At 57.8% G+C, this 19,748-nt stretch carries 24 protein-coding genes; 10 read left to right on the top strand and 14 right to left on the bottom strand.

Annotated features, from left to right (window positions below):
• Positions 1-48: 48 nt before the first annotated feature.
• Positions 49-888, bottom strand: a complete 840-nt coding sequence (locus tag ACVWYY_RS03670; protein ID WP_457402959.1) for a M23 family metallopeptidase — start codon at positions 886-888, stop codon at positions 49-51.
• Between the two features lie 277 nt (positions 889-1,165).
• Between ACVWYY_RS03670 and cruF the strand changes: the two genes are divergently transcribed.
• Positions 1,166-2,227 (top strand): gamma-carotene 1'-hydroxylase CruF, encoded by a 1,062-nt coding sequence (gene cruF / locus ACVWYY_RS03665; protein WP_457402957.1) that lies wholly within the window; start codon positions 1,166-1,168, stop codon positions 2,225-2,227.
• Positions 2,228-2,274: 47 nt separating this feature from the next.
• Complete coding sequence (locus ACVWYY_RS03660) at positions 2,275-3,315, top strand: threonine aldolase family protein (RefSeq protein WP_457402956.1); 1,041 nt, start codon at positions 2,275-2,277, stop codon at positions 3,313-3,315.
• 89 nt (positions 3,316-3,404) lie between these two features.
• Here the strand turns inward: ACVWYY_RS03660 and lspA are convergent, their stop codons facing one another.
• From lspA to ACVWYY_RS03645, 3 genes are all read right to left on the bottom strand, one after another.
• Positions 3,405-3,929, bottom strand: a complete 525-nt coding sequence (gene lspA / locus ACVWYY_RS03655; RefSeq protein ID WP_457402954.1) for a signal peptidase II — start codon at positions 3,927-3,929, stop codon at positions 3,405-3,407.
• 267 nt (positions 3,930-4,196) lie between these two features.
• Positions 4,197-4,421, bottom strand: a complete 225-nt coding sequence (locus ACVWYY_RS03650) for a hypothetical protein (RefSeq protein ID WP_148202686.1) — start codon at positions 4,419-4,421, stop codon at positions 4,197-4,199.
• A gap of 156 nt (positions 4,422-4,577) precedes the next feature.
• Positions 4,578-5,381 (bottom strand): ABC transporter permease, encoded by an 804-nt coding sequence (locus tag ACVWYY_RS03645; protein ID WP_457388863.1) that lies wholly within the window; start codon positions 5,379-5,381, stop codon positions 4,578-4,580.
• 166 nt (positions 5,382-5,547) lie between these two features.
• Here ACVWYY_RS03645 and ruvA point away from each other — a divergent pair, with 166 nt between their 5' ends.
• Together ruvA and nadD are read left to right on the top strand one after the other, a co-directional pair.
• Complete coding sequence (gene ruvA, locus ACVWYY_RS03640; protein ID WP_457402952.1) at positions 5,548-6,162, top strand: Holliday junction branch migration protein RuvA; 615 nt, start codon at positions 5,548-5,550, stop codon at positions 6,160-6,162.
• Complete coding sequence (gene nadD / locus ACVWYY_RS03635; RefSeq protein ID WP_011432197.1) at positions 6,159-6,767, top strand: nicotinate-nucleotide adenylyltransferase; 609 nt, start codon at positions 6,159-6,161, stop codon at positions 6,765-6,767. Before ruvA ends, nadD begins: the two co-directional genes overlap by 4 nt.
• 186 nt (positions 6,768-6,953) lie before the next feature.
• Here nadD and psaC read toward each other — a convergent pair whose 3' ends face one another.
• The gene (psaC, locus tag ACVWYY_RS03630; protein WP_011432199.1) at positions 6,954-7,202 is read right to left on the bottom strand and encodes a photosystem I iron-sulfur center protein PsaC; all 249 of its coding nucleotides are present in this window, start codon (positions 7,200-7,202) and stop codon (positions 6,954-6,956) included.
• Between the two features lie 237 nt (positions 7,203-7,439).
• Between psaC and ACVWYY_RS03625 the strand changes: the two genes are divergently transcribed.
• Positions 7,440-7,808, top strand: coding sequence for a hypothetical protein (locus ACVWYY_RS03625; protein ID WP_148202802.1), 369 nt, complete (start codon positions 7,440-7,442; stop codon positions 7,806-7,808).
• Between the two features lie 26 nt (positions 7,809-7,834).
• On the opposite strand, the gene ACVWYY_RS03620 is transcribed toward ACVWYY_RS03625, so the two are convergent.
• From ACVWYY_RS03620 to ACVWYY_RS03600, 5 genes are all read right to left on the bottom strand, one after another.
• Positions 7,835-8,197 carry a DUF3493 domain-containing protein gene (locus ACVWYY_RS03620; protein WP_457402950.1) on the bottom strand — a complete coding sequence of 121 codons (363 nt, stop codon included), beginning with the start codon at positions 8,195-8,197 and terminating at the stop codon, positions 7,835-7,837.
• A 3-nt stretch (positions 8,198-8,200) separates the two neighbouring features.
• Positions 8,201-8,842, bottom strand: a complete 642-nt coding sequence (locus tag ACVWYY_RS03615) for a hypothetical protein (RefSeq protein ID WP_011432202.1) — start codon at positions 8,840-8,842, stop codon at positions 8,201-8,203.
• Positions 8,843-8,977: 135 nt separating this feature from the next.
• A complete protein-coding gene (locus ACVWYY_RS03610) occupies positions 8,978-10,279 on the bottom strand; it encodes a gamma-glutamyl phosphate reductase (RefSeq protein WP_457402948.1) in 1,302 nt (433 codons plus the stop codon).
• A 137-nt stretch (positions 10,280-10,416) separates the two neighbouring features.
• Positions 10,417-10,869 carry a hypothetical protein gene (locus tag ACVWYY_RS03605; RefSeq protein ID WP_414374957.1) on the bottom strand — a complete coding sequence of 151 codons (453 nt, stop codon included), beginning with the start codon at positions 10,867-10,869 and terminating at the stop codon, positions 10,417-10,419.
• Positions 10,870-10,926: 57 nt separating this feature from the next.
• Complete coding sequence (locus ACVWYY_RS03600; RefSeq protein WP_414350140.1) at positions 10,927-12,228, bottom strand: hypothetical protein; 1,302 nt, start codon at positions 12,226-12,228, stop codon at positions 10,927-10,929.
• A 328-nt stretch (positions 12,229-12,556) separates the two neighbouring features.
• On the opposite strand from ACVWYY_RS03600, the gene gshA reads away from it, so the two are divergent.
• On the top strand, positions 12,557-13,711 hold the full coding sequence (gene gshA / locus ACVWYY_RS03595) for a glutamate--cysteine ligase (RefSeq protein ID WP_414374961.1): 1,155 nt from the start codon (positions 12,557-12,559) through the stop codon (positions 13,709-13,711).
• A 473-nt stretch (positions 13,712-14,184) separates the two neighbouring features.
• Here gshA and ACVWYY_RS03590 read toward each other — a convergent pair whose 3' ends face one another.
• Positions 14,185-14,931 carry a TVP38/TMEM64 family protein gene (locus ACVWYY_RS03590; RefSeq protein WP_457402946.1) on the bottom strand — a complete coding sequence of 249 codons (747 nt, stop codon included), beginning with the start codon at positions 14,929-14,931 and terminating at the stop codon, positions 14,185-14,187.
• Positions 14,932-15,011: 80 nt separating this feature from the next.
• Complete coding sequence (locus ACVWYY_RS03585; protein WP_011432208.1) at positions 15,012-15,362, bottom strand: phenylpyruvate tautomerase MIF-related protein; 351 nt, start codon at positions 15,360-15,362, stop codon at positions 15,012-15,014.
• A gap of 183 nt (positions 15,363-15,545) precedes the next feature.
• Here ACVWYY_RS03585 and ACVWYY_RS03580 point away from each other — a divergent pair, with 183 nt between their 5' ends.
• Complete coding sequence (locus tag ACVWYY_RS03580; protein WP_011432209.1) at positions 15,546-15,929, top strand: RidA family protein; 384 nt, start codon at positions 15,546-15,548, stop codon at positions 15,927-15,929.
• 17 nt (positions 15,930-15,946) lie between these two features.
• On the opposite strand, the gene yidD is transcribed toward ACVWYY_RS03580, so the two are convergent.
• The gene (gene yidD / locus ACVWYY_RS03575) at positions 15,947-16,216 is read right to left on the bottom strand and encodes a membrane protein insertion efficiency factor YidD (protein ID WP_011432210.1); all 270 of its coding nucleotides are present in this window, start codon (positions 16,214-16,216) and stop codon (positions 15,947-15,949) included.
• Between the two features lie 231 nt (positions 16,217-16,447).
• Between yidD and ACVWYY_RS03570 the strand changes: the two genes are divergently transcribed.
• Positions 16,448-17,764, top strand: a complete 1,317-nt coding sequence (locus ACVWYY_RS03570) for an MFS transporter (protein ID WP_457402944.1) — start codon at positions 16,448-16,450, stop codon at positions 17,762-17,764.
• Between the two features lie 164 nt (positions 17,765-17,928).
• The gene (locus ACVWYY_RS03565) at positions 17,929-18,765 is read left to right on the top strand and encodes a SpoIID/LytB domain-containing protein (protein ID WP_457402942.1); all 837 of its coding nucleotides are present in this window, start codon (positions 17,929-17,931) and stop codon (positions 18,763-18,765) included.
• Positions 18,766-19,077: 312 nt separating this feature from the next.
• On the opposite strand, the gene ACVWYY_RS03560 is transcribed toward ACVWYY_RS03565, so the two are convergent.
• On the bottom strand, positions 19,078-19,338 hold the full coding sequence (locus tag ACVWYY_RS03560; RefSeq protein WP_457402940.1) for a hypothetical protein: 261 nt from the start codon (positions 19,336-19,338) through the stop codon (positions 19,078-19,080).
• A gap of 103 nt (positions 19,339-19,441) precedes the next feature.
• Here ACVWYY_RS03560 and ACVWYY_RS03555 point away from each other — a divergent pair, with 103 nt between their 5' ends.
• On the top strand, positions 19,442-19,708 hold the full coding sequence (locus ACVWYY_RS03555) for a CRISPR-associated endonuclease Cas1 (protein WP_414344071.1): 267 nt from the start codon (positions 19,442-19,444) through the stop codon (positions 19,706-19,708).
• Positions 19,709-19,748: the final 40 nt, after the last annotated feature.

Raw genomic sequence — 19,748 nt, 5'->3', positions numbered from 1 at the left:
ATCCATCTTTGTCAGCGAGGTCTCGCCCAGAGCGGATGTCCGTCTCGGCTATCGCTGCCCTTGCCAGCAAGCTCCCAAACTGGGGGCTTGTCCCACCTGCCAAAGGAACAGGCTTTCGGCCCCAAGGGGATGAATGCTCCAGGGATCCAGGCCAGACCCAAACCACCCATAGGGATCGACGGCAGCTGGTTGGCCGGAGTTGGTGTTGTCGAAGCGACGTACCTCGAAATGAAGATGGGGCCCGCTGGCACAGCCGCTGTCTCCCGATAGGCCGATGACTGCTCCTGCGGCCACCACTTGCCCCTCCTGCACCCCGATTTGACTGAGGTGGGCGTAGAGGGTCTCCCAGCGGGGAAGTGCTCTCCCGTCTGTTCTCTCCCCCTCCGAGAGTTCTGGCTCGTGCAAAAGGCGCACCCGCAACCCCCTGACCGGTCGGCCCAAGCTGGGGCAAAAAAACTCCGGCTCCTCACGGGCCACGGTGACCCGTCCTGCGGCAGCGGCCAGGATCGGGGTGCCCACCGGCATCTCCCAGTCATAACCGGCATGGCCATCGCTTTTGCCACAGGGGTGCAGCGGGCCAGGGATCCAAACTTGGCCTTGCCCACTCACAAACCGTCTGTTGCCATCCCTCTCCCCCAAAGGCAAGTCATGGTCGAAGAGGTTGGTGACAGGAAATTCCCCAACAAAGGGCTTGTGCAAAAACGGCCACTGGGGCGGCGGCGGATCCCCATAAGCAGAACGATATTTTTCCAGCTCCAGCCGATAGTCTTCCAGATCCTGACGCTGGGCGGGATCTTCCGTGTGCTCTCGTAAGAGATCCACCAGCCGCAGGGCTTGCACCCAGTCCTGGCGCTCCACAGCACGAGCCAACTGGGCGTACACCCCCACCCGGGATCCCTGCGGCGAAGACGGGGAGGAGACCTGAGGAAAAACGGGCGATATGTTTACGAATTGATACAATAGACAGCAAAATATCAGCAGTGTCACCGTTAGCGGTGGTGACATCCCTGCCCAGAGGGCCATCCCAAGTAGGCCGGCCTGCAAGCAAGCGGGCTTGTTCTTGGCTTCGGGCTCTCTCTTGGGGCCATCCGCTTTTTCCCTCAGCCGCCGTATGGGTTGCAAGGAGACAGAGCGGCTTCGCTTAACCACTCTTCGGGAGTTTCTCATGCGTTGGTTCTCGTCCTCTGGTGTTCTCGTCGGCCTGCCTTTCCATGGGCAGAGCGTTCTGCCCCTATCCGGCTCGATTTGGCGGCGGCTGGAAGCTTTGGCTCTGGGTTTACACATTCTGTCTTTGCTTTTTGGGTTGGCAGGGTTGCTCTGGGTTGTACCGCATCCCGAGTGGGTGGCCAGTTTGCCCCCCATTGGCCTTCAAGCCTTCTCCTTGAGCATGGGCAACGGCGGCGTGGCCTACATGGTGTTCGGCGCGCTGGCAGCAGCTCTGATGGGATCCCGGCTGTTGGGGGTGCGGCGCCTATTGATGTTTTTGATCCCGGCGGTGGGCATTTCCTTGGGCAGTGAGCTGTTGGGCACCAGCACTGGGATCCCCTTTGGCAACTACGGCTACCTGAGTGGGCTGGGCTATAAGATTGCCGGGTTGGTGCCTTTTACCATCCCTCTGTCTTGGTTTTATGTGGGGTTGTCGTCCTATTTGTTGGCGCGTGTGGCTCTGCAAACCCAGCGCCACTGGTTGATCCACTTCGAGGCCATCATGTTGGGGGCCCTGCTGCTCACCGCCTGGGACTTCGTGCTGGATCCGGCCATGACCCGCGGCTTGATCCCGTTTTGGACGTGGTTTCAGCCGGGGCCCTTCTTCGGTATGCCGCTGCAAAACTTCGGTGGTTGGATGCTGACTGGGGCTGCCTTCATGACGGTGGCCAATCTGCTGTGGGGCGAGGATCAACCCATCCTTGACCGCCGCCAGTTGGTGGGGCCGCTGGTGCTCTATGTAGCTAATTTTGCTTTTGCCCTGTTGATGAGCCTGGGCTCCGGCATTGTTGCGCCGGCGGGGCTGGGCCTGTTGTTGGGGTTGGGGCCTGCTTTGGGGTTGTGGTGGAGTGCAAAGACCCCATCCCGCTATTGCGAAAGGACTCCGTCCCGCTATCGCGACCAGCCTGAGCCGCCTTCCCATCCCCAAAAGGACTCTGTCCCGCCATTGCAAGCGGTCGAGGGAGAGGCAGGTCGGGACTGGGATACTTTGGAGGATCCCGGTTGGGTTGGCGCGAAGTAAGCCGGCCCTAACCCTTCCTCGGCGAGATCCCTTGGGTTGTCCATGCCATGAACTTTTGCAGCGACAATGTTACAGGCGCTTGTCCTGAGGTGATGGAAGCCCTGTTGGCCCTCAACCGGGGATCCGCCATGCCCTATGGAGGAGACGAATGCACAGCGCAGGTGCAGAGGCTCTTTGCCGAGATCTTTGAGCATGAAGTGGCGGTGTTTCCGGTGGCAACGGGATCTGCTGCCAACGCCTTGGCCCTTTCGGTGCTCACCCCGCCCTACGGGGCGATTTATTGCCATCCCGAGGCCCACATCAATCTGGACGAATGTGGAGCGCCAGAGCTGTTTACAGGTGGGGCCAAGTTGGTGGGGATCCCCGGAGAGCAAGGCCGTATTGACTGGGGCAACTTAAAAGCAGCCCTGGAGCGGGCGGGGTTTGGGGTGGTTCATCACGTGCAGCCTGCCTGCCTCAGCCTGACGCAAGCCACTGAGGCTGGCACCCTCTACTCCTTGGAGCAGCTTGGATCCCTGGCGGATTTGGCCCATCACTTTGGCCTTAAGGTGCATATGGATGGGGCCCGCTTTGCCAATGCCCTGGTTGGTTTGGGTTGCACCCCTGCCGAGATGACCTGGAAAGCGGGGGTGGATGTGCTGTCCTTTGGGGCCACCAAAAATGGGGCCTGGGCTGCGGAAGCGGTGGTGTTTTTTCATCCAAATCAGGTGGGCGATTTTGAGTTTCGCCGCAAGCGCAGTGGCCATCTGCTCTCGAAGATGCGCTTTTTGTCTGCCCAATTGCAGGCCTATCTCCAGGATGGGGTGTGGCTGCGCAATGCCCGCCATGCCAACGCAATGGCCCAACGGTTGGCGCAGGGACTGGGATCCCTGCCGGGAGCCAAGTTGGTGTATCCTACCGAGGCCAATGAGGTTTTTATCGAGCTGCCGGAGCCGGTTCTCCAGGCCCTGGAGCAGGCGGGGTTTCGGTTTTACCGCTGGCTGGGGGAAGGTCACCACTTAATCCGCCTGGTGACAGCTTTTAACACTTTGCCCGCAGATGTCGAGCGCTTCTGCCAGGTGGCCCAGCAAGCCAGCCGTTTGCAATAGGCGGACGGAGTCCTTGCAGCTGACCGGGGATCCCCCTGGCCAAAGGCCTGAGCATCCCAAGGGATCCCTGAAGGCTGTTCATCGGCTCGTCAATCCTTAAAGTGGGTGCTGTCGCGACCGGGCTTTTTCTCCAGGCAGGGCGAGGCGGAAGTCGATCCCGTTTTCTTCGAGTTGTCCTGTAGCAGACCAATCAGCAGACAGGCCACCCCAAGGTTGATGGCCACATCCGCCACGTTGAATACCGGAAAGCGAATCCAGATCAAATTGAAAAAATCCACCACATAGCCGTTGACGAAGCGGTCGATGCCGTTCCCCACCGCTCCTGCCCACACCAAGCCATAGCCGGCCTGTTCCCATCGGCCCAGGATCCCGCCGCGAATGGCCAGCAGCGCCAACGCCAGCGCCACCCCCAGCGAGATCCACTTCAAGAGCTCTGCCGAATCTTCAAACAGGCTCCAAGCAGCGCCGGTATTCTCCACGTAGGTGAGGTGAAACACCCCTGGCCACAGCTCAAGCTCTGGCCCCGGCAGCAGCCGTTCCACTGCCCAGTGCTTGGTCGCCTGATCCAAGATTACCCCCAGGATCCCGGCCAGCCAAAAGCCTTTGTTTTTCATGTCGTCTTGGCCTCAATCACGTCCACCGGCAAGAGCGCCCCGATGAGCACTTTTCCCATCCTGACATGCTGCTCTTCTGCCGGCTCATTGCACAGAAGCTCAAGGGCGGAGCTCTGGACTCGAAGTTGGGCCTGTAACGGGATCCAACTGTAGGTGAGTGGCCTCAGAAGCGATTGGCCGCCTCTGGCTTGAGAGGAGCAGCAAGAAAACCGTCCAGCTTAGGCAACTGGACGGGGAGGGCCTAGGTTTGACGGTGGACAAGATCGGCTACCGCCCCTGCTGCTCCAGGGATCGGCGCAATTCGCTGGCCATCTGCATGAACTCTTGCGGGTTGCCCGCTTTGCCGTAGGAGGAGCGATCCTGAACCTTTTTGCCGCTGCCTTGGCGGGTGCGGGTGTTGAGCAAAGCGCTGGCCATTTCCATGAACTTGGCAGGATTTCCCTCGCTGCTGCCCCGCACGAGAGGGGCGCGTCCGGCACGAGTGACAGCCATAGATACCTCAATTTTCACAAATGAAATGCTTGTTACATTTTCTCACAAGGGCTCTGCGATCAACCAGGGCCAGCGTTTCCTTGCTGTTACAGCGACTCCGGCCAATACTTAGGGATCCCTCCAAGTGCAAACCTTGCATGAGGCTGGAAAGAGCCATCAGCGAGTCGTGGTTTTCTCTTGGGTCAAGTGATGGATCAGCCAAATGGGGAGCACCGTCAGGCCAATCACCCCCAGAGCCACCACGCTGATCACCGGGCGCTGCCGAGGCTTGGTGAGCTGGCTAAACACCCAAATCGGCAAGGTTTGCTGCTGGCCGGCGGTGAAGGTGGTGACGATAATCTCATCGAAAGACAGGGCAAACGCCAGCAGGGATCCCGCCAATAGGGCCGAGGCCAGTTCGGGCAGAAGGATGTACCGAAAGGTTTGCAGAGGATTGGCCCCCAAGTCGGCAGAAGCCTCCAGTTGAGAGCGTCCCATGCGGCGAAACCGGGCCAGCACGTTGTTGTACACCACCACCAGGCAAAAGGTGGCATGGCCGATAACAATTGTCCAAAAGCTGAAAGGGATATGCAGCAAATGGATCGCCGAGCGCAAGGCGATCCCGGAGACAATGCCCGGCAAGGCGATGGGCAGCAACACCAAAAATGAGATCGTCTCGCGGCCAAAAAATCGGCTGCGATAGACTGCTGCTGCCGCCAGGGATCCCAGCACCACCGCCACTCCGGTAGCCAGCACAGCCACCCGCAAAGACAAAAACAAGGCCCGCCAAATATCTGCCCGCCCCCAGGCCACGGCAAACCAACGCCAGGTCAGCCCCGGCAAAGGGAAGCGCAAGGTCGCCTCATCGGGGCTGAAGGCATAAAGGACGATCACCAGCAGAGGAAGATGGAGAAAGAGCAGCACCCCCAGCGAGAACAGGATCCAAAGCCATTGGCCGATGGGAAAAGGGCGAATCGGCATGGATGAGGGAGAATACAGAGCTGGATGGGGAACAGTCTACAGGTAGAGAAATGGTCTGTGAAATAGCCTTGTAGGGAAGCAGCCTTTGGCAAGGACTTTAGATTGCTTGGCCGACTTTGGAGCTCCAGTCGAGCAGAGCATCCCAAACCCAGATTAAACTCGCAGCATGATCGCGTTTTTAAGCGGCCACCTTGTGGCCATCGAATGGGGAGAGCGCAGCAGCCTCACCGTTGAGGTGCAGGGGATCGGCTATCGCGTCAAGGCCCCAGGACGTTTTCTCAAGCAACTGCCCGCAGTGGGGGAGCCCGTCCGGGTGTTCACCCATTTGGTGGTGCGAGAGACCGAGCTGGTGTTGTACGGGTTTGGTTCGCCAGCCGAGCGCGATTTGTTTGTGGAACTCATCAAAGTCTCGGGGGTGGGGCCGGCTTTGGGCTTGGCCTTGCTGAATACCTTCGGCCTGCCGGAGCTGGTTCAGGCGGTGGTGACCGAAAACGTACGCCTGCTCTCCCTCACGCCGGGGGTAGGTCATAAAACGGCCCAACGGCTGGTCTTGGAGCTGAAAACCAAGCTGGCTCACTGGCGACAGGGGGTGGGAGTTGCGGATCAACCCTTGGCCGGGGGACCGCCCATGCCCATCCGGGAAGAGGTGGAAATGGCCTTGCTGGCTCTGGGCTACAGCGCTCAGGAAATTCAGGCCGCCCTGCAAGCTCTGCCCACTCACCCCCGCCCAACAGAAGATTGGCTGCGGGATGCCATCACCTACCTGAGCCAGCAGCCATGAAGCACCGCCGCATTGCCATTCTGGGCGGAACCTTCAACCCTGTGCACCATGGCCACTTGATCATGGCAGAACAAGCTCTTTGGCAGTTTGACCTGGATCAGGTGCTGTGGATGCCCGCCGGGGATCCCCCCCACAAGCCTCTGGCCCCTGGCGCCAGCAAAGCCGACCGCTTGGCGATGGTCAAGCTGGCCATTGCCGACCACGAGCGCTTCGCCTGCTCAGAGCTGGAGATCCGCCGTTCGGGGCGCTCCTACACCATCGAGACACTGCGCACCCTCATCCAGGAGCAACCCAATACCCAGTGGTACTGGATCATCGGCGTGGATGCTCTGCGGGACCTGCCCCAGTGGTATCAAGCGGAAGAACTGGCCCGCCTCTGCCATTGGATTGTTGCCCCACGGGTGGATGCCGGCGATGCCGCCCAGGTGCTGCAGGCGGTGGCCGCAAAGCTGCCCATCCAAGCCCAAATCCTGGAAGCCCCTACCCTGACGCTCTCTTCCACCTACCTGCGACAGCAAATCCAAAAGGGAGGGTCTATCCGCTACCTGGTGCCCCCTGCTGTGGAGCACTATATCCGTCAGCACCGCCTCTATCTGCAGCCCTAAAGGAAAAAAGGGGGCGGATCCCCCCTCTAGAGTCACCAAACAGCTTAAGATCTGCCATACGCCACAGCCTCTCCCCGGAAGAGGGAAAGGCTGGAACTGGGTTGGGAAGTAAACTGCTTTTCTGGTACTCTGGAATGCTTGTGCTCTGTGGGCAGTTGAGAGTGGGGTTGCGGCCAGGTGCCCCCATCAGTAGGCTAAGCCCATGCTGCGGGTGGTTTCGGGGCCAAGGTAGACTCGAATGCTCAGAAAATCGGTGGGACAAGCGGTTTCACAGCGTTTGCAGCCAACGCAGTCTTCGGTGCGGGGAGCGGCAGCGATCATGCCAGCCTTGTTGTTCCCCTTCCAGGGCACCATCTCCAACACGTCGGTGGGACAAGCCCGCACACACTGAGTGCAGCCGATGCAGGTGTCGTAGATCTTGACCGAGTGAGCCATTAGCGTTCTCCAGTCGAGCAGGTTGAAACGTTAAAAAGAGGTTTACCGAATCCGCAGGGCAGCAGCATCGCTGCGCAAGTGCCCTCAGTGTACAGTAGTCCTGGGAAGCCTCCAAAATCTCCGATCCAAATGTTCAAACAAATTTACATCCGGTGGGGTCGTCCTCTGAGCTGATGGGAAGGTTGCTAGGGTTGGGCTAGGATCGGCCTGAAGATCACAGGACAAGGGATCCTGAACATGGGGCGTTCGGTGCAAGATTGGCGAAGGCAAACTCAGGGCAATCTGCGTCGTCTGGGGCCAATTTTGCTGGAGATCTTCGAGGAAAACGTCCCTCGCCTACGCCGCTGGGATCAGCAGCTCACCGACTGGGTGCGCAGCCACCGCTGGGGGGTGGATCCGTCTCTGCCCAAGGTGGCTATCTATGTCCTGGGCGCAGTGGTGATCCTGGCGATCCCACTTCTCACGTTTGTGGCTTTGGGGGCCTTTCTGACCTTTCTGGGTGTCCAAATTGTCCAAAAGTGGTCACAAGGGGATCCCGCTCGCCAAACTCAGCGCCGCTATCTGCGCAGTGCTGACGCGGATGATGATGACTTTGATCTGGATTGAGAAAGGGGCTGCGGGGAATGGGCGGGCTAACTGTCCGCCGACCGTTGGGGCTCCTGGGAGTCTTGCTGCATGCCCAAGCGTTGTTTGACCTGTCTGATCACCTTCTGGTGAGAGCGGTTTTCCAGCCTGTTTAGGCCGATGGCGCCGGCCAGGATCCCCAACTGTAAGGCCAAGCTGGGCAAGGTGGTGCTTAAGTCTCGCCCGGCCAGGGCTCGAAAGAAAAACACAAACGCCCCGATGGTAGCCGAGAACCCCACCGCCAAGTAGATGAAGCGCCGCAAGCTGCGGTAGGGAGCGGCCAGCTCCGTCAACAGCCTCACCTGCTCTGCTGAAGAGGGATCCCGGCGTTGCGACAGGGGCGATCTTGGCTTGGGATCGGAGTCTGCCATTGGCTACACCTCCTCAGGCAACAAGAGGGGCTCCCGACCGGAAACCCCCGCCAAAACGGCTTCGGCAGCGCGGCAGGCGGCCAGAATATCTCGCTCTTCCCCTCCCAAGTACACGCGGCCAAAGCTACCGAAAGGCATCACTTCTAGGATGTTGATCTGGGCAGATTTTTCTGCCTCGTTGGCAGCCAGGGGGGCATAGCCTGCCGGTTGCACCTCCAGGATATAGAGGGTTTGGCCAGCCAGGAGCATTTGGCCACGGCGGGAACGGTTAATCAACTGGGTTTGGTGGGGATCGATGTTGCGGATGATCTGGCTGGAGATGATGCGGGGCTTGAGGCGCTCCTGTTCACTCACCCCCAAGGCAGCCAGAATCGCCCGTCCGGCGGTGCGGGTATCCCCTTGGTTGCTGGAGTGTACTTCCAGAAGGCCGTAGAGGCGTTCCACCACCTGCAGCCCCGGCCTCACCGAGGTGGCCTTCAGGGCAATATCCATAACGCGGTTGATCTCGATGCCGGGGGAAATCTCGACCCACAAAGAAGTGTCCCCAGGCAGGGGCAAAAAGCCGTAGGCTACTGTGCCCAGATAAGCAGCATACTGGGGTTGCAGCCGATCCAAAAACACGTAACTGCGAAGGTCGATCCCCAAAAAAGTCCTCCCTTTGGGCTCAGTTGGATGTTGAGCTGATGGCGATCTACATTCTCATTCTCCAGCCTCATCCCAGCTCTTGGATCTTGGGCAGACCGGCCAACCTTGGCGCATCAGTTGGGTTGCTGCCCGGCTCTACAGATCGCCCTGAGCCACCACCTTCACCGTTGTCAGGGCTTCCACGTCGATGGGCCCGCGCACGTGCAGCCGCTGGGTAGAAATGCCCAAAGACAGGTCGCGAAACGCTCCCAACGTGGGGATCCCAGCTCCCCGGCCTGCCGAGAGGGGGGAAGTGTTGATGTGGATCAGGGCGGCATCTACTTCCTGGAGAAAGCGCTGGGCCGCCGATTGGCTATCGGTGAGGATCGTCTCCGATTGACGGCAACCATTTTTGTTAATCCAGGCGATCGCCTCCGTCAGGTCGGCAATGGGCTGCAGGCGCAGATGAGGCCGTTCTGTCGAGTCAAAGCCTTGCCCAAGCGGCTGGAGCTGCGGGAACTGTTCCAGAATGGGGGCGGCTGCCTGTACAGCAATCCCGTGACCCAGCAAGTCCTCAATCAAGGCGGTCAGATGGTTGGTGGCCCAATCGGTGTGGATCAGCAGCCAGAGGGTGAGAGGCTGATAGATGGGGATCCCTTCTGAGCCATACTGGGCGAGGGGATCCAACAAAGCCGATTTGACCAAGGGCCAAGGGGCAGTGCGATCCAGATAGATGTGGCCGTAGCCCAAATGGGTGGCCAGAGTCGGCACTTTGCTGGCCTGCAACAGGAACTCCACCCAGCCGGGGCGACCGCAGGGAATCACCAGGTCGAGGTAGCGGGTTTGCTGTAGCAACGGCAACAGTGGGGAATCTGCTTGGGGATCTGCGGTTCGGTCTTGGGCGGGCAAGGTTTGAATGGCCCCTTCCGGGATCCCGTGCTCATAAGCCGTCTCTGCCAACAGGTTGACCATAGCCTGGTGAGTTTTCTGGATGGGACCGCTGCTGGCCAAAATCACGCCATTTCCTGTTTTTAGGCACATGCCAATGCCATTTAAGGCAAACTCGGGGTAGATTTCGTAGACCAGAGCAATCAACCCCAACGGGACGCGGTAGCGGCCAATAAACAGGCCATTCTCCTGGCGGTGCCCTTTCTCCAGCTTGCCAATGGGATCCGGCTGCTGGGCCAGGAGAGTCAGCAACTGGGCGGATCGCTGTAGACGCTCGGGGGTGAGCTTCAGGCCGTTGAGGATCCACTCCGGTACGGTTTGCTCGCGGCAACTTTCCAGGTCGAGGGTATTGGCTTCCAGGAGCAGATCGGAGCGCTCCAACAAACACCGCGAGAGAGCCAGCAGGGCCTGGCGCTTGGTTTGGCTGCTCAACCGCTGCATCTGCGGTAGTAAGCGGCGTACCTGTCGCAGAGTGGTACCTAAGTCAAAGTCTGAACCGAAATCTGTCACTTGAACTTCTCCCGCCTAGCCCATTAGAGACAGACCCGCTGCGTTCTCCAGACCACTGCTAACAAGAAATGGTTGGATCCACAAGTGCTGGGGCTGCCAATTCTGGAGACCAGTCGCTGGAGAAAATCTCACTCACCTCAGGGCCGCCGCAGCAGCAGGATCGCCGTTACCATCAGCAGCGTTAGCAACAAGCCGAGAATCATGAACCAACTGAGCAACTGGGTTTGGTTTGGGAAGAGCACTGCGCCGATGAACCCAACCGCCAAGACAATGCCCAAGCTGAGGGTGAGGCCCAAGAGCGCGGATCCCTGTAGGGTGTTTTCCCGCCGCAACACCCATTGGTAGCCGTTCCAGAACCACATTTTGCGATAGGGATAAGAAACGGCCAGTTGCTCGATGTACAGGCGGTCGGGGGTAATGGCAAAAATATGCTGGCAACGGCTACACCCAAAGGCTTCGGTTAGGGTGATCAGGCGTAACTGACCTTGGTGGCAGCACGGGCAGGGGTAAATTTTGGTGGGCTCAAGGGTCTGAGCGACACGCGAGGCTGATTTTTGACGGGGAGACTTGCGGGGAGAAGAGAAGGCCACAGCTCTCAGCCGGTGAGAAGTTGGGATCCCTCACATCCTATCTTCAGGAAAGCGGAGTCAAGCCACCCAGAGATGGTGGACGTAGCGCCAGGTGAGGATTTGGTTGAGGGCGAGGAAGATCAAAGCTAGAAGCCCGTAGCCCAGCTTCAGGATAGTGCCAAGATAGCCAAGCACCCTTTGGGGGATGAAGCTGAAATCGGTGTGTTTGGCCCAATGCACCAACGCCAGCACCTGCAGGATGTGAACCGGCAGGCAATAGCGGCTCATGCTTCGCTGGCCCAAGGGGCTCGTACCCGTCAGGGCAATGTAAAACATGGCCCAAGCAGCCAGATGAAATCCCAGCCGCTCCCGCCAACACTGGCTTCTACCTGCCATAACTCCTGCCGCATCCATTAAACCTGTAACAAGCAGGGATCCCAGGGTGGCAGACACAAACAGTTGGCTAAGAGCGTCAGCCCACAGCCCAGGGTCTTTCATCGGTGCAGAAAGAGAGAGTAAGCTTTGCCAGCGTTCGGCGGAAAGGACATATGTGCGAGCTTGGAAAATAGCTTGATAATTGGCTTTCACGCCGGTAAAGTAACGCTGCATTTCCAGGTAGAGATCCCAGCGTCCGAAGCGGAGCTGACAGTAGAGAAAAAAGCCCAGGCCACCCAACAGAGCCAAGCTCGCTGCCATACTCGTCCAAAACCAACGGCGGGCTTGGGTTCTCTCCCCCGCTTTCAGGAGATTCAAAAAAGGGAGCAGCGCCACCGGCAAGCCGACAATCCGAGTAGCACTCATCACCAAGCCGTGGATCCCAGCCAGGAGCATCAGCAGGGGACGGCCCCCGTGAATTGACCAGTAGAGAAAACCCAGTAGGCTGGCCATAAACAAAGATTCGCTGTAGCCCACGACCAGGTAAAAGCTGGTGGGATAAAAGAAGATGAGCAAACTGGCCAAAATTTGCCAGAGGGGGGGAATTTGCCACCTGCGGTAAAGCAGGAAAAGGTAAACCCACATCAGCCAGCAAAAGAGCTGGGCGGTGAGGTAGAGCCCCAGTTCAGGGTCAACTCCCACAAGGTGACTGATTGCGGCCACTGCCAGGGGATAGCCGGGGAAAAAAGCTACGTTGCTCTGCTCATAGGCAATCTTGTCGAAACCCACAAACTGGTACCCCCGCCGCACAATGCTGAGATACCAATAGCTATCCCGCTGACTCAGGGCTGTGAAGGCAGAAGCATAGTCGCTCTCCTCACTCCAGAACGGGATCATGAAGATCTGCAGCACCGTCAAGGCCAAGCTGGGCAACAAGATTTGCCCTAAAAAAGGGGCAAGATGCTGCCGACCTCGCTGCAACAGATGACTGAGAGGAAAGCTCATCGCTGAATCTTTAAAGACGGAGATGTCACTTCGATTTCTTCTTGGTAATCATCTTGGTAATCATCGGCAAGGTTCACCTGCCAGAGGTCGTAGTTCCTTTTTGATCTCCACCCTAAGGCCCTGTGGATTCCTTGCCAAAGTCTAGGACTTTTGAGATACCGCTTGGTTCAATTGACACCCTCTAAGAGTGAGAGTGTAAATATTATAAAACGGCTCTAGAACAGGTCGAGAAACTTCCCCACCACCGGCCAATTCCCTGCCAAAACCTAGGACAATGAGGGGAGAAAGGAAAGGTTAGACTGGTGAGGCTGCGGCTGGAGGCTGGCCTGTGCTGTTGACCAAGGGCTTTGAGGTGGAAATGTACACCGGCACCGCCGCCGGGGAAGTGGTGGGCTTGTCGGATCGCATTTGCCAGGCTTTGCCAGGGTTTGTGCGGGAGCCGGATCGGCGCAACGTGGAGTATATCACCCCTCCCCTTCGCCGCTACGAAGACCTGCTCTGTGCCTTGTTGCGGCCTCGCCTACAGTTGCGGCAATTTTTGCGCCGTCTTGGCCCTTACACCCTTCTGCCAGGGAGCACGCTAGCTTTGGGCGGCAGCGACCACTTCGAGCGGTCGGATCCCGGCAACCCCTACCACGACTACATCGAGCGCACCTATGGCACGCGGGTGGTAACTGCTAGCATTCACATCAATGTTGGCCTGCCAGGTACCGAGGCCATCTTCCGGGCCTGTCGCCTGCTGCGAGCGGAAGCATCTCTCTACCTAGCTCTGAGCGCTTCCTCTCCTTTTCTGGACGGACGGGTGACGGGATCCCACTCCAGCCGTTGGCAGGTGTTCCCCAAAACGCCGGCTCAGGTGCCCTTCTTCCGGGATCACGCCCACTACATTGCCTGGATCCAGGAGCAGCTAGCCTTGGGCACCATGCAGAATGTGCGCCACCTGTGGGCCTCGGTGCGACCCAACGGCCCGGAGCGGCCCTACCATCTCAACCGGGTGGAGCTGCGCATTTGCGATCTGGTGGGGGATCCGGTGATGGTTCTGGCCATTACCGCCTTGGTGGAAGCCCGTCTCTGGCAGTTGCTGGCCCAGCCGGAAGCGCTGGATCCCTTGCGGGGGCCCTTTACCCCGACAGAGCTGGAGAGCCTTTGCGAGGCCAACGAGCAGGCTGCTGCCCGAGAATCGCTGCAATCTCATTTGGTCGATTGGCGGACAGGCCGGGAACGGGCGGCCCAAGAGTGGATCGAAGAGCTGCTGACCGAAGCTTGGCGCATTGGCCAACCTCAGGGCTTAGGCTGTTTTCTAGCTCCCTTGCAAACTCTGCTCCACCAGGGCAATGAGGCCCAACGCTGGCTGAAGCAAGTCAACCAGGGATCCACACCTGCCCAGGTGTACCAACAGGCCATCCAGGAGCTGGCCGAACAAGACCGAGAGAGCATGACTCTAGTCAATAATAAGCTCAACTATACTGAAAATAATGTATAATATGTTCAGTACGGATTACTACCAGTTGATCTTTCTGTTTACTTTCGAGTCTGCCAACATGGTAGCCAAAGCAAAGCAGAAAATTGGTAGTAAGACGACACGGAAACTGCGCTTTGGGTATTCTACTCAAAGCTTTGCGGGATACCGCCATTCTGTTTGGAAACAAACAGAATGCTATCGCTGCATAGTTGAACAGTGATGTTCAGCAGTGTTCAGCGTAAATGTATCAGGCAGGAAACCCTCTGCCAAGTTGTTGGCTAAGCCTCTGCCCAACGGTGAGTGTTCTCAACCCGGTGCTTTCTACACACTAGCTCGCCGAGCCAACTTATAGTCATTTCAAACTGGATTGAGACACTCCTACTGCTGCCCAAACGCTCCGCGCCGCTTCTGCGACCACCTCCAGTCCTTCTCCCAGAGAGAGAGGAGTTGGGAAGCAATGCAACAGATTTCATTCTTGTTTAAAATGCAATTCCCTAGGCAGGCTCCACCGCTTCTTGTAGGGCTTTGCGGGCAATGCGAGTGACGTAGAGGGTAGCAGCTACGGTGGCGATGAGCCCCACGAGGCGAACGACCCATTGGGCGGTTTGAGCCTGAGGATCCAACTCCCTGCCTTCCATGTTGGCCAGGGATCCCGCCAACGAGCCGATGTACACATACATAAAAGTGCCCGGCACGATCCCGGCAGTGCCCAACAAGTTATCCAGAAAAGAAATTCGGGTCAGCCCCAGGGCGTAGTTGAGCACATTGAAGGGAAACGCAGGCGACAGCCGAATCAGGCCGACTATTTTCCATCCCTCACGTCCCAACGCTCGATCGATGGCCGCAAACTTGGCGTTTCCCTCAATCCATTTCACCACCTGTTCCCGCGCCAAGTAGCGCCCGATTAAAAAAGCCAAGTTGGCTCCAATGGTTGCCCCGATCAGCACGTACACAGTTCCGGCCAGCAACCCGAACACGGCCCCTGCCCCCAAGGTCAGCACCGAGGCTGGTAGAAGCAGCACCGTCGCTACAATGTAAATGGCAATGAAGAGGATTGGCCCCAGCAACCCCAAGCTTTCAATCCAAGCCAGAGCTTCGGCGAGCCAGTCTTGAATAACTCCAAAAAATCCCAATCGATGGGCTGCCCAAAAGATAAAAATGGCCAAGCCCAAGCCGGTAGCAAGCTTAAGCAAAATCCGCTGCTTTTGGGGATTTGTGTTGAGTTGAGGTAGCTCTTCCATTGGCTAAACTCCTACAAAGTTCTTGTGAGGCGAGCTAGGGCAAGCCAGAGTAGACAGCTCTTGGAGTGGGGGAAGTATCTTTACCCGAAAGTCGTGCCGTTCCATCCCCAAAGATAGCCTTTGGCATCGCTGAACTCAATGTAAATCCTCTTCTTGGGGATCCCCAATCGGGCCTCGATGGTGCCACAAAAAAACTCGCTCATGGCCCGGGTTTGTTGGGCGGAAAATTGCCCGATACTCTTGATTTCTAGGTAACAACAGGGATCCCCACTGCCAGCAAAGGTCATCGGGATCCCACCCTCAAAGGCGGTCATCACGTAGGCTTCCGACTTGCCCAACTGTTCCGATAGAGCAGCAGACAGCACCTTAAGCAGTTCCTCTACTGCGGCGATTTCTGGTTGCACAGACGTTTGCAGCTTGATCAAAGGCATGGATCCCTCTCCCTATCAACAAATTCATCTTGAAATTCATCTTGGCATTCTCAGCCCCGCTCTTCGGCAATCCACCTGTGGTAGCGTAGCGACAGAGTTGGGCAAACCTCTATGGAGCAGACGAAGCCGGCCAAGCCAGAGATCGGCCACCAGCAGGGCCAAATCGGGCCAGGCCATTGTGCTGTGCAAACTGAGGCTGCCCCCGCTCCTGTCGGCCCTTACAGCCAGGGCGTTACTGCTCTGGGGCCGTTTCTGTTCACCGCCGGACAGGTGGGCCTGGATCCCAAAACCGGCAAACTGGTGGGGGAGGACATTGTTTCTCAAACTCGGCAGGCGTTGCTGAACGTGCAGGCAGTGCTGGAAGCGGGGGGCACCACTCTCGCCAATGTGGTGAAGACAACGGTTTTCCTGGCCGATATGGAGGACTTTGCGGCCATGAACGAGGTTTATCGAGAGTTTTTTGCCACCGATCCGGCTCCGGCCCGCTCTTGCGTACAGGTGGCCCGCCTGCCCCTCAATGCCCGAGTAGAAATCGAGGTTGTGGCCTGCTACCCACAATCGACCTAAATGTCTCCTGAGTCCGGCTAGCGGAATGGTTTCTGGGTCGGCGCGGATCCCGGCAAATCGGGAACTGGATCGTAGCCCCCTGGGTGCCAGGGATGACAGCGACAGAGGCGACGGATCCCCAGCCAACCCCCTCGTAGGGCACCGTAGCGCCGCACCGCTTCCAAGGTGTACTGGGAGCAGGTGGGGTAGTAGCGACAAGCAGGCGGCAGCCAAGGAGAAATACCCACCTGGTAACCCCGGATCAGGGCAATCAAGCTGCGAGTGAGGGGATCCGATCGTTCAGGCATGGGTCGGAGTCCAAAAAGCGCATCTCTAGGTAACTTGAGGTTAGCTGTTATCCCAGACTGGAGGCGCCTGCAAAGGCGAGCAGGGCCGGTTCCCAGCCCCAGACCATACGGTTACAATCAGAAAGGTTAGCACCTAAATATTTCGGGCTGAGGGATCCGGCGAAGGTGGGCTTATCCTAGGGCGCGGTTCTGGGAGAACGCTTTGAGTTCCATTTTGCATAAGGAGTTGGCGTGAGGGTATTCGGGCAGCTGCAGCCGGCACAGCGGCGCAACTTGGGCATTTTGTTTGTGGCTGGGCTGCTCTTTTGGGCCAGTTTATCCTCGCTGCTGCCCACGTTGCCTCTCTACGTCAGAGATGCCGGTGGCACCAGCCAGCAAGTGGGCTGGGTAATGGGGGCCTTTTCGATTGGGTTGCTGGCCTTTCGCCCTGCGTTGGGTCGCCTGGCGGATGGCCACAGCCGGCAGATCGTGCTGCTTATCGGCATGGGGGTGGTGGGGATGGCCCCCATAGGATACTGGCTCTCCGATTGGATCCCATGGGTAGCGCTGGTGCGAGCCTTTCATGGGGTTAGCATCGCCGCTTTTGCCACGGCCTATGTGACTTTGGTGGTGGATTTTGCCCCAGAAGAAAAACGGGGTGAGATCCTGGGCTACATGAGTTTGGTCAATCCGATCGGCGCAGCCATTGGCCCTGCTTTGGGCGGCTTTTTGCAGGAGTTTGCCGGCTATGGCCCTTCGTTTCTCTTCTCTGCTCTGCTGGGGTTGGTGGGCTTTCTTTGTACCCAACTGGTTCGAGAACAGCGGCGTGAGCATTGGGGATCCCTGCCGATGGACGGAGCCTTCTGGAGCTTTCTGGGCAGCCCGAAGGTGCGCTCCCTCGCTTGGGTGATGTTTTTGGTGGGGTTGGCCTTCGGCACCCAGACCACCTTTGTGGCCTTGTTAATCCAAGAAGCCGGAGCTCCCCTGAATCCAGGTCTTTTTTATACGGCAGTGGCCTTTGCCAGCTTTGGAGTGCGCCTGCTCACCGGTCGCGCTTCCGATCGCTATGGGCGGGGGCCATTTATCTCCCTCAGCTTGGCCACCTATGCCTTGGCAATGGGGATCCTGATTGTTGCCAACAGCACCGGCGCTTTTCTGGCTGCTGGGATCGTGGTGGGTTGCGGTTTTGGGACTTTGATCCCTCTCATCTCTGCCCTCGTGGCCGATCGCTCGGAGCCGGCGGAGCGGGGTCGCCTGTTTAGCTTGGTGATGTGCGGGTTTGATTTGGGCATTGGCCTGGCGGGGCCCCTTTTGGGCACCTTAGCAGCGGGATCCGGCTATCGAGCCATGTTTGGCTATGCGGCTCTTCTTTCCTTGGCTTCCTTGGGTTCTTTTCTCTTCTTCTCCAATGGGCGACCGGGGGACTCGCTGCGCTTTGCCTTGGGCCTGGGGCCGGCTAGCTCTTCGGTCCATCTAGAGGGCGGCCGCAATCGGCTTGGGTCGCAAGAACCCGACCCTCTGGAGCCGCCGGATCGGCCCGCTCCGCTGGAAACGGGATCCCGTTCATAGATAGTCTCATATCTCTATCAGATCCCCCCTGCTCCACACCTGATCCACACCTGAATTGAGACTCAAGCCCTCTGCAGTTTCTACAGACAAACCGGCCCATTTCTGGAAACTCGCCCTATCCTAAGTTGGAGTTGGTGTACAAAAGGCAACTCTGGATACGGATTATGGAAGCGCGGCATTGGCTGGCCCTGCTGGGATCCCTGGTGGTCAGTGCCTTCTGGGGATGGGTGGAGTCTGTCTGGGGGGTGACAGTGCGAGTGCAATTGGCCGATACCACTGCCCCTCTGGTGGTAGGCGTTTCTCTCCCTGCCCAACTGATCAACGGTCGGGGAGAGGTGCTGGCAGATCTGCCCCCTATGCAAGGGTTTTTGGCTCAGCCCAGCCCTCAAGGGGTGCGTCTGCATGGGGTGGTTGACCCGGTGCTGTTCATCGAACCTCAGGAGGGTGGCCTGGTGGCAGTGAATGGCCGCTGGTACTCCGGCAAGGTGCTCTTGACTGGCTACAACATGGTGATGGCCATCAACTACGTGGATCTAGAAGACTATGTGGCCAGTGTGGTGGATGCAGAAATGGGATCCCGGTTCTTCCCAGAAGCCCTGAAGGCGCAAGCGGTGGCAGCCCGCAGCTACGTTCTCTACCATCGCAATTCCCGCGGTTGGTTTGATGTGTTTAGCGATACTCGCTCCCAGGTGTATCGAGGGCTTTCCCAGCGGTCGGCAGCCGCCCTGGAAGCAACACAAGCCACCCGTGGTGTGGTCATGGTGTATGGGGGTCAGTTTGTCAATGCCATGTACAGCGCCAGCAGCGGCGGCCAAACCGTCGGGGTGAGTGGGATCCCTTATTTGATGAGCTTACCGGATGTCAGCCCCTATCCCAAGTTTGGGCATGGCATTGGCATGAGCCAGTGGGGCGCCCAAGAATTGGCCCGCCGAGGCTGGACTTACCGCCAAATTTTGGCCTACTACTACCGAGGGGTCAGCTTTGCTCGTTTGCCAGAGTGAGACCTTCAGTGCCCTGATTTGCTCTGTCTGATACATTTACGCTGAACATTGCTGAACATCACTGTTCAACTATGCAGCGATAGCATTCTGTTTGTTTCCATTCGCGTTAGCGGGACGGAGTCCAAACAGAATGGCGGTATCCCGCAAAGCTTTGAGTAGAATACCCAAAGCGCAGTTTCCGTGTCGTCTTACTACCAATTTTCTGCTTTGCTTTGGCTACCATGTTGGCAGACTCGAAAGTAAACAGAAAGATCAACTGGTAGTAATCCGTACTGAACATATTATACATTATTTTCAGTATAGTTGAGCTTATTATTGACTAGAGTCATGCTCGTCTGCGTCAACCGAACCGCGGCTTTTGGGCCTGAAAGACCTCTTGGGCTTTGGGATCCCCTCGCTGAGGGCGGCGTTGAACTCCACTTCGGTCATGGTGCTAGAGCCGAGATAGTAGCCCCAACGATACACCAGATCCCCAAAGATGCCGTAGTGTCTCAGGGTTTGCAGATCTTTCATCAGGAGCGCACCGTCACGAACGGATCCCACACCAGAAACCCTGCTCTGCTTTTTCGCCATTCGCATCTTCCCTTACAGCATTTTTGGGCCTGACTTTTAACTTGAAGAAGACCCCGTTTTGTTCCCACCTCAGCTTCAATTTTAGGCTTCTGGGAGTGGCCTCATGGGTAGAACACTCTATGTGTCCCAACAGGATTGCTACCTCAGCCTCGACCAGGAACGCCTGGTTGTCAAACGGGCTGGAGCTGTTCTTCAACAGGCTCAATTGCCCCACTTGGATCAGATTTTGATCTTTGGCCATGCCCAAGTCACAACCCAACTGATCCAGAGTTGCCTAGAGCGCAACATCCCCATCGCCTATCTTTCCCACATGGGGTACTGTGCTGGGCCGTCATCAACCGGCAGGTGCAGACCTACAAGCAGTTTGTAAATGATCAGATCCCTGTTTACTTGCCGTTCCTCATCCACTG

It is taken from the genome of Thermostichus sp. MS-CIW-34 (genome assembly GCF_054060435.1).
This window is presented reverse-complemented; position numbering and strand designations above follow the sequence as displayed.

Excerpts from the sequence above, each read along its gene's own strand:
- cruF (WP_457402957.1), top strand. The coding sequence starts at position 1,166 with ATGCGTTGGTTCTCGTCCTCTGGTGTTCTCGTCGGCCTGCCTTTCCAT.
- ACVWYY_RS03660 (WP_457402956.1), top strand. The coding sequence starts at position 2,275 with ATGAACTTTTGCAGCGACAATGTTACAGGCGCTTGTCCTGAGGTGATG.
- lspA (WP_457402954.1), bottom strand. The coding sequence starts at position 3,929 with ATGAAAAACAAAGGCTTTTGGCTGGCCGGGATCCTGGGGGTAATCTTG.
- ACVWYY_RS03650 (WP_148202686.1), bottom strand. The coding sequence starts at position 4,421 with ATGGCTGTCACTCGTGCCGGACGCGCCCCTCTCGTGCGGGGCAGCAGC.
- ACVWYY_RS03645 (WP_457388863.1), bottom strand. The coding sequence starts at position 5,381 with ATGCCGATTCGCCCTTTTCCCATCGGCCAATGGCTTTGGATCCTGTTC.
- ruvA (WP_457402952.1), top strand. The coding sequence starts at position 5,548 with ATGATCGCGTTTTTAAGCGGCCACCTTGTGGCCATCGAATGGGGAGAG.
- nadD (WP_011432197.1), top strand. The coding sequence starts at position 6,159 with ATGAAGCACCGCCGCATTGCCATTCTGGGCGGAACCTTCAACCCTGTG.
- psaC (WP_011432199.1), bottom strand. The coding sequence starts at position 7,202 with ATGGCTCACTCGGTCAAGATCTACGACACCTGCATCGGCTGCACTCAG.
- ACVWYY_RS03625 (WP_148202802.1), top strand. The coding sequence starts at position 7,440 with ATGGGGCGTTCGGTGCAAGATTGGCGAAGGCAAACTCAGGGCAATCTG.
- ACVWYY_RS03620 (WP_457402950.1), bottom strand. The coding sequence starts at position 8,197 with ATGGCAGACTCCGATCCCAAGCCAAGATCGCCCCTGTCGCAACGCCGG.
- ACVWYY_RS03600 (WP_414350140.1), bottom strand. The coding sequence starts at position 12,228 with ATGAGCTTTCCTCTCAGTCATCTGTTGCAGCGAGGTCGGCAGCATCTT.
- ACVWYY_RS03590 (WP_457402946.1), bottom strand. The coding sequence starts at position 14,931 with ATGGAAGAGCTACCTCAACTCAACACAAATCCCCAAAAGCAGCGGATT.
- ACVWYY_RS03585 (WP_011432208.1), bottom strand. The coding sequence starts at position 15,362 with ATGCCTTTGATCAAGCTGCAAACGTCTGTGCAACCAGAAATCGCCGCA.
- yidD (WP_011432210.1), bottom strand. The coding sequence starts at position 16,216 with ATGCCTGAACGATCGGATCCCCTCACTCGCAGCTTGATTGCCCTGATC.
- ACVWYY_RS03565 (WP_457402942.1), top strand. The coding sequence starts at position 17,929 with ATGGAAGCGCGGCATTGGCTGGCCCTGCTGGGATCCCTGGTGGTCAGT.
- ACVWYY_RS03560 (WP_457402940.1), bottom strand. The coding sequence starts at position 19,338 with ATGGCGAAAAAGCAGAGCAGGGTTTCTGGTGTGGGATCCGTTCGTGAC.
- ACVWYY_RS03555 (WP_414344071.1), top strand. The coding sequence starts at position 19,442 with ATGGGTAGAACACTCTATGTGTCCCAACAGGATTGCTACCTCAGCCTC.